Annotated in this window: 12 protein-coding genes; 8 read left to right on the top strand and 4 right to left on the bottom strand. The window is 63.7% G+C overall.

Going from position 1 to position 12,629, the window contains the following annotated elements; genetic code table 11:
- Positions 1-117 precede the first annotated feature (117 nt).
- The 6 genes from L8F45_RS06250 to L8F45_RS06225 all read left to right on the top strand — a co-directional run bounded on the left by L8F45_RS06250 (position 118) and on the right by L8F45_RS06225 (position 6,408).
- The gene (locus L8F45_RS06250; RefSeq protein WP_342362021.1) at positions 118-867 is read left to right on the top strand and encodes a GntR family transcriptional regulator; all 750 of its coding nucleotides are present in this window, start codon (positions 118-120) and stop codon (positions 865-867) included.
- A gap of 81 nt (positions 868-948) precedes the next feature.
- Complete coding sequence (locus tag L8F45_RS06245; protein ID WP_342362020.1) at positions 949-1,740, top strand: SDR family NAD(P)-dependent oxidoreductase; 792 nt, start codon at positions 949-951, stop codon at positions 1,738-1,740.
- Between the two features lie 2 nt (positions 1,741-1,742).
- Positions 1,743-4,157, top strand: a complete 2,415-nt coding sequence (locus tag L8F45_RS06240) for a thiamine pyrophosphate-dependent enzyme (RefSeq protein ID WP_342362019.1) — start codon at positions 1,743-1,745, stop codon at positions 4,155-4,157.
- A gap of 60 nt (positions 4,158-4,217) precedes the next feature.
- A complete protein-coding gene (locus L8F45_RS06235) occupies positions 4,218-4,883 on the top strand; it encodes an amino acid ABC transporter permease (protein ID WP_342362018.1) in 666 nt (221 codons plus the stop codon).
- Positions 4,884-4,889: 6 nt separating this feature from the next.
- Positions 4,890-5,558, top strand: coding sequence for an amino acid ABC transporter permease (locus L8F45_RS06230; RefSeq protein ID WP_342362017.1), 669 nt, complete (start codon positions 4,890-4,892; stop codon positions 5,556-5,558).
- 52 nt (positions 5,559-5,610) lie between these two features.
- Positions 5,611-6,408 (top strand): transporter substrate-binding domain-containing protein, encoded by a 798-nt coding sequence (locus tag L8F45_RS06225; protein ID WP_342362016.1) that lies wholly within the window; start codon positions 5,611-5,613, stop codon positions 6,406-6,408.
- Between the two features lie 167 nt (positions 6,409-6,575).
- Here the strand turns inward: L8F45_RS06225 and L8F45_RS06220 are convergent, their stop codons facing one another.
- The gene (locus tag L8F45_RS06220; RefSeq protein WP_342362015.1) at positions 6,576-7,796 is read right to left on the bottom strand and encodes an LL-diaminopimelate aminotransferase; all 1,221 of its coding nucleotides are present in this window, start codon (positions 7,794-7,796) and stop codon (positions 6,576-6,578) included.
- A 90-nt stretch (positions 7,797-7,886) separates the two neighbouring features.
- A complete protein-coding gene (locus tag L8F45_RS06215; protein WP_342362014.1) occupies positions 7,887-8,276 on the bottom strand; it encodes a hypothetical protein in 390 nt (129 codons plus the stop codon).
- Between the two features lie 92 nt (positions 8,277-8,368).
- On the opposite strand from L8F45_RS06215, the gene L8F45_RS06210 reads away from it, so the two are divergent.
- Together L8F45_RS06210 and L8F45_RS06205 are read left to right on the top strand one after the other, a co-directional pair.
- Positions 8,369-10,198: a PHA/PHB synthase family protein gene (locus L8F45_RS06210; protein ID WP_342362013.1), complete on the top strand. Its 1,830-nt coding sequence runs from the start codon at positions 8,369-8,371 to the stop codon at positions 10,196-10,198.
- Between the two features lie 238 nt (positions 10,199-10,436).
- Entirely contained in the window at positions 10,437-11,288 is an 852-nt protein-coding gene (locus L8F45_RS06205) for a fumarylacetoacetate hydrolase family protein (RefSeq protein WP_342362012.1), read from the top strand.
- Between the two features lie 141 nt (positions 11,289-11,429).
- Here the strand turns inward: L8F45_RS06205 and L8F45_RS06200 are convergent, their stop codons facing one another.
- Together L8F45_RS06200 and L8F45_RS06195 are read right to left on the bottom strand one after the other, a co-directional pair.
- Entirely contained in the window at positions 11,430-11,990 is a 561-nt protein-coding gene (locus L8F45_RS06200) for a hypothetical protein (protein ID WP_342362011.1), read from the bottom strand.
- A gap of 3 nt (positions 11,991-11,993) precedes the next feature.
- Complete coding sequence (locus L8F45_RS06195; protein ID WP_342362010.1) at positions 11,994-12,626, bottom strand: FMN-binding negative transcriptional regulator; 633 nt, start codon at positions 12,624-12,626, stop codon at positions 11,994-11,996.
- Positions 12,627-12,629: the final 3 nt, after the last annotated feature.

Genomic DNA, 12,629 nt, shown 5'->3' with positions numbered 1-12,629 from the left:
CTTTATCCCCGATATCATTGTTATTGCGTATCTGGCGCCGGAAACCGGCAAAAACAGCCTTCGCGATTGCCAACCGCCGGCCGGCGGCGTTGACTGCCGCACCGTGAAGTCATCGCCATGCCAGAAGCCACGTCAAACACCCGACGCGACACGCCGCTCTATCAATCGATCTTCGACAATCTCCGCCAGCGGCTTGGCGCTGGCGAATGGCCTGTGAGCGCCAGCTTCCTGTCGGAAGCCGAAATCTCCGCCGCCTATTCCGCCAGCCGGATCACCGTGCGGCACGCGCTGCGGCTGCTGGAATCAGAAGGCTACATCCGTAAGGCGGCCGCGCGGCGCACGACCGTCGTCGCCACGGCCCCGCAGCAGCGACGGCCCTGGGTGGTGAAATCGATCGACGACATCATCGCGCAGGTCGCTGACGCGTCCTTTCAACTGATCTCGTGGAAACAGGAGACCTCGCCGGAGGACGCCGAGCTTCTCGGGCTTCCATCGCTGACGCGTCTTAACTGCCTGCGCGGCGTGCTGGTGCGCGCCGGCGCCCCGTTCCTTCGCTCGATCATCTATTTCCCGCCTGAGATCGGCGCGAAGCTGCGCGAAGAGAATTTCAACGATGTGGTCGTCTTCCGCGTTCTCGCGCGAGAACTCGGGCTCTATCCCGATGATGTCAGGATCACCGTCTGGCCCGAACTCGCCGGCGACGACGATGTCGCCCTCCTGAAATGCAGGAAGGGCGAGCCGCTGCTGGTGACGCAGCTTTTCTACAGCGCTGACGGAGGAAAACCGACGGAGGTCGCCTATTCCAGGCGCTGTGGACCTGACGCCCGCTTCTCCACAAGCGTCGCCGCATTGAAACAAAAGCCTTGACTCAACGGCGCCTCCCATCTTGTTATAACAAGATAAAGCGCGCCTCGCACGAATGATGCGCGCATCGGGAAACGCCGGAACATGAAGGTCGATCTCGAAGGGGCGGTCGCGCTCGTCACCGGGGCTGCGCAGGGCATCGGCCGGGCGATCGCCGATGCGCTCGCCGCGAACGGCGCGCGCGTGATCTACACCGATCGCGACGGAGCCGGCGCAAAAGCCGCCGCGGAAGCCGCGCCGCGCGGTGGCTGCCTCTCCTATTCGCTCGACGTGACGGACCGCGCTGGGATCGAATCCGTGATCGCCGCTGCGGCGCGCGAAACCCGGCGCATCGACATCCTCGTCAACAATGCCGGCATCGGCGTGAAGGCGGACGAGCGCAAGACCATCGACGAATTCCCGGTCGAAGCCTGGGACAAGATGATCGCGATCGATCTGACCGGCGTGTTCCTCGTCAGCCGCGCCGTGATCCCGCACATGAAGGCGCAGAAGTCGGGCCGCATCATCAACATCGCCAGCGTGCTTGGCCTCGTGCCGATGCGTCTGCAAAGCTCCTACGTCGCCGCGAAAGCCGCCGTAGTGAATCTCACGCGCTCCATGGCGCTCGAACTCGCGCCGGACGGGATATTGGTCAACGGAATCGCGCCGGGATCGACGGCGACGGAAGGCTGGAAGAGTTGGATCCACAACGCCCGCAGCGAGGATACGGATCTCCATGCGCGGCTGTTGTCGCACATCCCGCTGGCGCGGCCGGCGACGACTGAGGAGATCGCCAACGGCGCGCTGTTCCTCGCCGCGCCGGCGAGCTCCTACATCACCGGCCATGTCCTGCCGATCGATGGCGGCTGGACCGCCGGCTTCGCGCGGGATTTCTGATCATGAGCCGCGCGTCTTCAGCAAAGCGCGCGGCGAAGCCGGCGCTGTCGAATCGGCTTCCCCTCCCGGAGGGACTCAGCGCCACCGCCATGGTCGCGCTCTACGAGCAGATGGTCCTGCTCCGGAAATTCGAGCTCGCCGCGCAGATCGCCTGCCGCAAGGGCGAAACGCCCGGCTTTCTCCATCTCTATATTGGCGAGGAAGCGACCGCCGTCGGCGTCTGCGCGCATCTCAAGACGACGGACTGGATCACCTCAACCCATCGCGGCCACGGCCATGCGCTCGCCAAGGGCATGGACCCGAACATCCTGATGGCCGAACTCTATGGCAAGGCCGACGGCTGCTGCGGCGGACGCGGCGGCACGATGCATCTCTATGATCGCGCCACAGGCTTGTTCGGAACCAACGGCCTCGTCGGCGGCGGCATCCCGTCTGCGGTCGGCGCCGCGATCAGCGCCAAGCATCGCGGCACCGATGGCGTCGCGGTGGCGTTCTTCGGCGATGGCGCGACGAACCATTCCGCCTTTCACGAGTCGCTGAATTTCGCCGGCGTGCGCAAGGCGCCCGTGGTGTTCGTCTGCGAGAACAATCTCTATGCGACGGCGACAGCGCTCTCATCCGTAACGCTCAATCCCGAGATCGCGACCCGCGCCGCAGCTTATGGGATTCCCGGCGTTGCAGTCGACGGCAACGATGTCGTTGCGGTCTGGCAAGCGACGCAGGAAGCCGTCGTGCGCGCCAAGCGCGGCGAAGGTCCGACTCTAATCGAATCCAAGACCTATCGCACCGTCGGCCATCACGAAGGCGATCCCCTCACCGGCAGCTATCGCACGCAGGAGGAAGTCGACGCTTGGAAGAAGCGCGATCCCGTCGATACGTTCAGAAAGCGCATCCTCGAAGACTACGCCATTGTCACGGGACGTGAGCTCGACGAAATCGATAGCGACATCGACAAACGCGTCGCCGCTGCGATCGATTACGCCAGACGCTCGGCCGAACCTGATCCCGCGACGTTCGACGCCCATGTCTTCGCCGATCCCGTCAATCCGCCTGCTGCGCTGCGCCCGCCCGCAACGGGCGCGACCATGGTCGAGACAGGCTGGCTCGACGCCGTGCGCGACGGGATCGCCGAGGAAATGCGTCGCGACGAAAACATCATCTATTTCGGCGAAGGCACGGGCGAGCGCGGCGGCACCTTCGCGCATACGAAAAATCTCTGGAGCGAGTTCGGCCCCGACCGCATGGTCGATACGCCGATCTCCGAACTCGGATTCACCGGCGCCTCGCTCGGCGCCTCGGCGACCGGCGTGCGCTGCATCGCCGACCTGATGTTCGCGGACTTCCTGTTCGAGGCTGGAAGCCAGCTCGTCCTGCAGGCGGCGAAGCTGCGCTATATGTCGAACGGCCAGATGACCGCGCCCGTCGTCGTGCGCGTCGGCGCGGGCGCCGTGCGCTCGGCCGGGCCGCATCATTCCGGAACCTATCATCCCATGTGGGCGCATGTGCCGGGGCTGATCGTCTGCCTGCCCGCGACGCCGGCCGACGCCAAAGGGCTGATGAAGACGGCGCTGCGCGCCAGCGATCCGGTGCTGATGCTGGAAGCCAAGGCGCTGTTCGCATCGAAGGGTCTCGTGCCCGATGGCGATCATTGCGTTCCCTTCGGCGTCGCGCGCATCGCCCGCGCGGGAACCGACCTCACCATCGCGACCGCCGGCCAACTCGTCGCGCGCGCGCTCGAAGCAGCAGATATTCTCGCCGGAGAGGGCATTTCCGTCGAGGTGATCGACCTGCGCACGATCCAGCCGCTCGACGTGGAGGCTGTCGCCGACAGCGTGAGAAAGACCCATCGCCTGCTGGTGGTGGATGAGGCCTACGCCATGTTCGGCGTCGGCGCGGAACTGGCGCAATCGATCAACGAACTCTGCTTCGACGAACTCGACGGCCCCGTCGCGCGCCTGCATACGGCGCCTGTGACGCATCCTTTCGCGCCGTCGCTTGAGCGCGCCATGCTGGTCTCGACCGACGCCATCGTCGCGCGGGCGAAGCGGGTCATCGCGGGATACGCCGATCCCATTGCGCGCGTGACCTCGGGCGTCAAAGGGCCACGCCGCATCGACGCGGCAACTCCCTCGGGAAAACCCGCGCCAGCGCTGCCAGCCTCTTCCACGACACCGCCTGCAAACGCGGACAATCTCATCACCATGCCCTTCGGCGACCTCACCGTCAGCGAAGGCAAGCTGGTGAAGTGGCTGCGCCGCAAGGGCGACGTGGTGATGGCCGGCGAGCATGTCGCCGATATCGAAACCGACAAGGCGGTGGTGGAAATCGAGGCGCCGAAGAGCGGCGTGCTCTCGGATGTGCTTGCGACCGAAGGCGCGACCGTGAAGATGGGCGCGGCGATCGGCGTCATCACATGAGCGGCGCGCAAGCATGGGCGACGGCATATCAGGCCCGCAGCGGGCGATCGGCGGGGAAGCGTGAACTACACCTTCCAGTTCGGAACGATCGCGTCCTATACGCCGGACTTCGCCGCGGGCGCATGGCTCACGCTGCGCCTGTCCACGATGGCGCTGATTTTTGGCATGATCATCGGTTGCCTCTGCGCCGTCGCGCTGACCTATGGCGCGAAACCAATTCGCTGGGCAGCGCTCATTTATGTCGAGTTCATCCGCAACACGCCGTTCCTGATCCAGCTTTATTTCGTCTTCTTCGCGTTGCCGAGCTTCGGTCTCAGACTTCCGCCTTCGAGCGCGGCGCTGCTGGCGATGTCGATCAACTTCGGCGCTTACGCCACGGAGATCGTGCGCGCGGGAATCGAAGCGGTGCCTTACGGTCAGATCGAGGCCGGACGTTCGCTTGGCCTGCGCACGTCGCAGATCGTGCGCTTCATCGTGATGTTTCCGGCGATCAAGGCGGTCTATCCCGCCCTCACCAGCCAGTTCGTGCTGCTGCTTTTGGGATCGAGCGTTGTCTCGGCGATCGCGGCGGAAGAGCTGACCGCGATCGCGAACAACATCAATTCGGTGACCTTCCGCAGCTTCGAGATCTATCTCACGGCGACGGCGATCTATGTGGCGATGGCGCTTGGCTTCAAAGGGCTTTTCGGCGCGCTGCATCGCATCTTCCTAGCGCCGAGGGGCTAGGCCGATATGCTGCGCGAATTCGGCCCCAACGAAGTCGTCTATCTTCTCATGGCGACGCGCTGGACGATCGCATTGTCGCTTGTCGCCTTCTTCGGCGGCGGATTGCTGGGCCTTCTGCTCGCGGTGTTGCGCGTGTCGCCGCTCACGCCGCTGCGCCTGATCTCCGCGCTCTTCATCCAGCTTTTCCAGGCGACGCCGCTGCTGCTCCTGCTGATGTTGCTCTATTTCGGCATCAATTTCTTCGGCGTTCGCATCGACGCCTGGACGGCCGCAAGCATCGGCTTCACGCTCTCGACCGCAGCCTTTCTCGCCGAGATCTGGCGCGGCTGCATCAATTCCGTGCCGAAGCTGCAATGGGAGGGCGCGCGCGCGCTGGCCTTCACCTTCCCGCAGACGCTTCGCCTGATCATTCTGCCGCAGGCGCTGCGCATCGCGCTGCCGCCCACAGTGGGCTACATGGTGCAGGTGGTGAAGGGCACGTCGGTCGCTGCGCTGATCGGCTTCACCGAGCTTGCGCGCGCCGGCGTGCAGATGAATACGATCACCTTCGAGCCGATCCTTGTCTTCAGCACGGTGTCGGCGATTTATTTCGCGCTGTGCTGGCCGCTGTCGCTCTTGAGCCGCAAGCTGGAGCGCCGGCTGCATGTCGGCCATGTCAGGGTTCAGTCGATGTAGGAAGCCGTCTCTCGGCAGACGGAGTATGAAGCCAAAAATGGGGAGGAGCCTGATGTTGAAGCGTTTCGCAGTTCCGCTGTTGGCGGCCTTCGCCGCCTTGTCGTTTGGCCTCTTCGCTCCGGCGAAAGCGCAGACGCCTGACGAGATCATCAAGCGCGGCAAGCTGGTGGTCGCCATCGACACCACGACCCCACCCTATGCGAGCCTCGACTCGAACAATCAGCCTGTCGGCTACGACATCGACGTCGCGAACCTCATCGCCAAGCGCATGAAGGTGCAGCTCGAATTCGTCACCGTGAATTCGCCGGGCCGCATTCCCGCTTTGCTCTCCAACCGCGTCGACATGGTGATCTCGATCTTCTCGATCACCGCCGAGCGCGCGCTGCAGGTGCAGTTCTCGATTCCCTATGGCGGCCAGTCCGCCGTGCTTGTCGCGCCGAAGAGTCTCGCCGTGAAGGCGCCCGCGGACCTGAAGGGATTGAAGGTCGGCGTCACCCGTGGCGCGCTGGAGGACGGCGCTCTCACGCAGATGAATATCGAGGGCCTGACGATCCTGCGCTTTGACGACTATCCCTCGACCATGCAGGCGATGCTGTCAGGCCAGGTCGATGCTGTCGGCGGCGGCGACTATGGCGAGATCTATATGCGCAAGAGCGCCAAGGGTGACGATTTCGAGGCGAAGTTCCCGCTGCGGGCCGCGCATTTCGGCATCGGCACGCGCAAGGGCGCAACCGAGCTCAATCAGTGGCTCAACACCTTCATTTACGAGATCAAGAACAATGGCGAGCTCGACGGCATCTCGCGCAAATGGCGTCAGGGCGCGCCGCTAATCCCGTTGCCGGTGTTTTGAAGGAGCCCGTCATCCCGCGCGCGCTGCAACGCGCAGCGTTGCTGCGCAGACGCGGGACCTTTCGCAGGACGAGCTTCAGTCAGCTCACGGTCCCGGGTCTGCGCCGCATCATTTCATGCTGCGGCGCGCCCGGGATGACGTGGCGCGTAAACAAAAGAGCGCCCCGTTCACGCCCGCTTCATCTGCACGACATTGTGCAGCGTGTGCCCCGCCGTATCGAAGAATTTCTTCACGCTGCGCGCCGCCTGGCGAATGCGCTGCTCGTTCTCGACGACGGCGATACGGACATACTCGTCCCCATGCTCGCCGAAGCCGATGCCTGGGGCGACCGCGACTTCCGCCTTCTCGATCAGAAGCTTCGAGAATTCGAGCGAACCGAGATGGCGGAAGGGCTCGGGAATCGGCGCCCAGGCGAACATCGAGGCTTTCGGCTCCGGAATCGTCCAGCCGGCGCGGCCGAATGAGTCGACCAGCGCATCGCGCCTCTTCTTGTAGATGTCGCGCATCTCCCGGATGCAGTCCTCGGGGCCGTTGAGCGCCGCCGCCGCCGCGACCTGGATCGGCGTATAGGCGCCATAGTCGAGATAGGACTTCACCCGCGCCAGCGCAGCGAGCAGCTTGTCGTTGCCAACCGCAAATCCCATGCGCCAGCCGGCCATGGAGAAGGTCTTCGACATCGAGGTGAATTCGACGGTCACATCGAACGCGCCGGGAACCTGCAGCACCGAAGGCGGCGGATCATTGTCGTCGAAAAAGACCTCGGCGTAGGCGAGATCGGAGAGCACGATCAGCTCATGCTTCTTCGCGAAGGCGACGAGCTCGCGATAAAAATCGAGCGACGCCGTTTCCGCTGTCGGGTTCGAGGGATAGCAGATCACGATCGCGATCGGCTTCGGGATTGAGTGGACGACGGCGCGCTCGAGCGCCCGGAAATAATCCTCATTCGGAGCTGAAGGGGCCGAACGGATCACGCCGCCAGCCATCAGGAAACCGAAGGCGTGGATGGGATAGGACGGGTTCGGCACGATCACCACGTCGCCCGGGCCGGTGATGGCCTGCGCCATGTTGGCGAAGCCTTCCTTGGAGCCGAGCGTCGCGACGACCTGCGTCTCCGGATTGAGCTTCACGCCGAAGCGCCGCTCGTAATAGGCGGCCTGGGCGCGGCGCAGGCCGGGAATGCCCTTGGAGGCGGAGTAGCGGTCGGTGCGCGGCTTGCCGGCGGTCTCCACCAGCTTCTCGATCACATGGCGCGGGGCCGGCAGGTCGGGATTGCCCATGCCGAGATCGATGATGTCGACGCCCTTGGCGCGCTCCTGAGCCTTGATCTTGTTGACCTGCTCGAAGACGTAGGGCGGAAGCCGCTTGATGCGGTGGAATTCGGTGGACATGGGCTGGGCCGTAAGTGATTTGCCGGCCGCTCATAGCATCGACGGCCTTGTCCCGCCACGCGGCCCGGCGGGACCAGCCATTGGAGGCGGCTACTCCTCCACCTTCGGCGCCTTGGGAGCGGAGCTGGTCACCCGCTTGCCCTCGGCCTCGATCGAAACGCCTGTGGCCTGATTGCGCGCTCCGGCGCCGGTCATGGCGGCCTCGGTCGCGGCGAGCTCCTCCTTGGTCTTGGGTTTCACCGACCGGGCCGGCGCCGACACGCCGACCGCCATGAAGGGCGCGTTCTCGGCAGGCCGCGACGAGCTGACGAAAGGCGCGGGCGTCACCGGTTTCGGCCCGAACGAGGTGCCGGTGACCGCATCGAGAACGCTTCCGGAGGCGTTTTCGCGCGTCTCGGCGCATCCTGCGGCTGCGAGAGCCGCCAAAAGTCCCAGCGCCGCCGCCGGCCGCATCGTCGCCTCCTCCGTCCCCATATCCATGTCTCGCCATCGCCATCATGCTCTGGTTATGATGGCGAAAAAGCGAGCGGCGACGCTTGCCAGAAGTGAGGGTGGACGTTCAAGGGCAAATCATGGGGGAGAAAAAGACTCAGGACACAGAAGCGGCGAACGATCCGTTCCGGATCAAGACGCCCGATTTTGACGCCCTCGCAAGCAACGCGGCGAAAATGGTCGAGGAAGGCGCGCGGCTCCAGGCCGCCTATCTCAAGCCGGTGGAGCGTGGCGAAATCCCCGCCACGGCTGCCGACGAGGTGCAGGAGGTCGTCCGCACGCTCGGTCAGGTCGCTCAGAGCTGGCTCTCAAGTCCTGAAAAGGCGATCGAGGCGCAGACCCGCTTCACCACCGGCTTTATCGATCTCTGGGCGCGCACCTTGCGCCGCATGGGCGGCGAACAGACCGAGCCGCTGCTCAAGCCGGCGTCAGGCGACAAGCGCTTCAACGATCCCGAATGGAGCGAGAGCCCGTTCTTCGATTTTCTCAAGCAGGCCTATCTGCACGCCGCCCAATGGGCCGGCGAGATGGTGCGTGAAGCGGAGAATGTCGATCCGCATGTCCGGCACAAGGCCGACTTCTATGTCAAGCAGATCGCGAGCGCGCTTTCGCCGTCCAACTACATCTTCACCAATCCCGAACTGATGCGGGAGACGATGAAGGAGGGCGGCGCCAATCTCGTGCGCGGCCTGCAGATGATGGCCGAGGATGTCGAAGCCGGCGGCGGCCAGTTGAAGATCAGGCAGTCGGACGGCGCGAAATTCGAGGTCGGCGTCAACATTGCGATGACGCCAGGCAAGGTCGTCTTCCGCAACGAGATCATGGAGCTGCTGCAATATTCGCCGGCTACGGAGTCGGTTCTGAAGCGGCCGCTGCTGATCGTTCCGCCCTGGATCAACAAATTCTACATTCTCGATCTCAATCCGGAAAAATCTTTCATCAAATGGTGCGTCGAGCAGGGACTGACCGTCTTCTGCATCTCATGGGTGAATCCCGACGAGCGTCACCGCGATAAGGATTTCACCGCCTATATGAAGGAGGGAATTTTCGCGGCTCTCAAGGCGATCAAGAAAGCGACGGGCGAAAAGAAGGTGTCCGCCATCGGCTATTGCGTCGGCGGCACGCTGCTCGCATCGACGCTCGCCTATATGGCCGCGGAAGACGACAAGCGCATCGCCAGCGCGACGTTCTTCACGACGCAGGTTGATTTCACCTATGCCGGCGATCTCAAGGTGTTCGTCGACGAGGAGCAGATCCGCAAGCTCGAGGAACGCATGGCCATGAACGGCTATCTCGACGGCGCGAAGATGTCGAACTCGTTCAACATGCTGCGGCCCGACGAGTTGATCTGGTCCTACATCGTCGGCGTCTATCTCAAGGGCAAGCCGCCCCTGCCCTTCGACCTGCTCTACTGGAATTCGGATTCGACGCGGATGCCGGAGGCGAACCATTCCTTCTATTTGCGCAACTGCTACCTCAACAACAACCTGACGCGCGGCAAGATGGTTCTCGACGGCCAGAAGCTCGATCTGTCGAAGGTGATCATTCCCGTCTACAACCTCGCAACCCGCGAAGATCATATCGCGCCCGCCAAATCGGCGTTTCTCGGTTCGAGTTTCTTCGGCGGACCCGTGACCTACGTCATGGCGGGGTCCGGCCACATCGCCGGCGTGGTCAATCCGCCCGCAAAGAAAAAGTACCAGTACTGGACGGGCGCGCCGCCGAAAGGCGTTTTCGAAGACTGGGTGGCCCAGGCGACCGAACATCCGGGCTCATGGTGGCCGCATTGGCTCGCCTGGCTGCGCGACCAGGCCCCAGAGACTGTTGACGCAGACGCGCGCGTTCCTGGCGCGGGCAAGCTGAAGGCGTTGGGCGATGCGCCCGGCGACTATGTGAAGACCAAAGCCTGAAGTCGCGCCGGGCGAAACGTTCAAAATAGCTGCAGAAGCCGTCACATAAATTTTGATTTGAGCGGCCGCGCGCCATCCAGTCTGCAATGCCTCCAATCTTTCGCAGCCGCGAAACAATTTGTCGCAATGGCCGAAACGCAACAGCTCTCGACGCATGACGGGAATCGCAGCCGACGGCCTTCCCCTCAAAATAGGACTTCGCTAAGGGGTCTTCAGTGGTAAGCCGAGGGAGGCTGCATTGAAGCTTGTGCGTTACGGTCGGCCCGGGAAGGAAAAGCCCGGCGTCGTCGATCACGAAGGTCGCGTCCGCGACCTGTCCGGCGTCATTCCTGACATCGATGGATCGACCCTCGACTCCAAGACGCTCAAGCGGCTTTCGAAGATCAAGACCTCGCGCCTTCCGCTGGTGCGCGGCAAGCCGCGTCTGGGCCCTTGCGTCGGCAATGTCCGCACCTTCATCGCGGTGGGTCTGAATTACGCCGATCACGCCGCCGAAACAGGCGCTCCGATCCCGAAAGAGCCGATCCTGTTCAACAAGATCTCGTCCTGCATCGTCGGCCCCAATGACGATGTGATGATGCCGAAAGGTTCGAAGAAAACCGATTGGGAGGTCGAGCTCTGCATCGTCATCGGCGAGCGCGCCTCCTATGTCTCGGAGAAGAATGCGCTCGATGTCGTCGCCGGATTCTGCATCTGCAACGACGTGTCCGAGCGCGAATTCCAGGCCGAACGCGGCGGGCAGTGGATGAAGGGCAAATGCGCCCCGACTTTCGGCCCGATCGGACCGTGGATGGTGACGAAGGACGAGATCGCCGACGTGCAGAAGCTCGGCATGTGGCTCGACGTCAATGGCGAGCGCATGCAGACGGGCTCCACGAAAACGATGATCTTCGACGTGCGCTCCTGCGTCTCCTATATCTCGCAGTTCATGACGCTGGAGCCCGGCGATCTCATCACCACAGGCACGCCGCCCGGCGTCGGCCTTGGCATGAAGCCGCAGAAATTCCTCAAGGCTGGCGACGTCATGACGCTCGGCATCGAAGGCCTTGGCGAGCAGCGCCAGCAGGTCGTCGCCTGGAAGGCGTCCTGAACCCGTGAACTGGCGTCTCGCAATCGCGAGACGCCTTCTGGAGCAACGTGCGGAAAAGTGGGAACCGGTTTTCCGCGGAAACGTTGCGACAAACAAAGAACAGAGCGGCGCGACGATCCAATTTGAGTACGCGCCGCTCTGTCATCGCGCTGTAGCAAGCCGACGTTGCACGCGGCGTATGTACCAGAACGTGAAGCCGCCGCCGCCGATCAGCGCGACGTAGATGATTAGGCGCTCGATCCATAAGGGCGTTGCGCCGAAAACGCCGGCGAGGTTCGCGCCGAACATGATCGCGAACACCACGACCCACGCGCTTGTCATAACATAGTTGTCACGGCGAAATCCGGCCGAGGCCAACGCCTCGTTCGGGGCGGTCTCGCGCGCATATTGCAGCGTGAACGGCGCGCCGATCGCAAGCGAAAGCAGCGAGGTCGCCATCAACCCGCCATTCGCGGCCAGTCGCGACACGCGCGCAAGATCGCCGTCGACGACGCTCGACATCGCATAGACCGCAAGCGCGCTAAACACGATGGCTGATCCGGCTTCGATGATCTTCACCCCGCCGCCAGGCCGCAGCCAGTCGCTCAGCACCAGCCCGAGCGCGAGCACCGCTGCGACCCAGAGCGCGATCGGAACGGAGACGGCGTGACTCAGGAGCGTGAACGCCGCAAACGGCGTCAGGCTCAGCAGCATCAGGAACAAGGGTCAGCTCCGCTGCGCTTCGAGCTCGCGCATCACCTGCGCCACGTCCGCGGCGCCGGGAACCGATGCGCTGGCGAGGCCCTCGATGGCGCCGAGGCGATCGCCTGCCGAGCGATGCTGGATCATTTTCCACGCGCCTTCGATGCGTTCGACCTTCATGCGCAGCCCGACGATCGCTCGTTGCAGATTCGTGATGAAATCGGCGGGCGCGTCGCTCGTGCGCCACGGATGCGCCTGCGAAGTCTCATGCGTGTCAGTCAGCGCGTCGAGATGACGCGACAGCCAGACGCCGTCCTTCACCGCTTCGAGTTGTCCGTGCACATGCACCGCCACATAATTCCATGTCGGCACGACCTTGCCGTGCGCGCGCTTGCTCTCGTACCAGCCGGGCGAAATGTAGGCGTGCGGGCCCCGAAAAATTGCGACCGATGGTCCCACCGTGCGCCAGTGCTCGTTCTGAATCGCCACATGGCCTTCCAGAACGAGTTCGCCATTTTCCTCCCGCAACAGCATCGGCAGATGCGTCACGGAGACGCCGTCCGGCCGCGACGTCGCGAGCGCCGCCAGCCTGAGCTCGCGGATCGCGGCGTGAAGAACGTCAGCGCGCTCTTCGCGGAATTGCGGCGGGACATACATCGC

This window comes from Terrirubrum flagellatum, assembly GCF_022059845.1.
GTDB classification, from domain to species: domain Bacteria; phylum Pseudomonadota; class Alphaproteobacteria; order Rhizobiales; family Beijerinckiaceae; genus Terrirubrum; species Terrirubrum flagellatum.
This window is presented reverse-complemented; position numbering and strand designations above follow the sequence as displayed.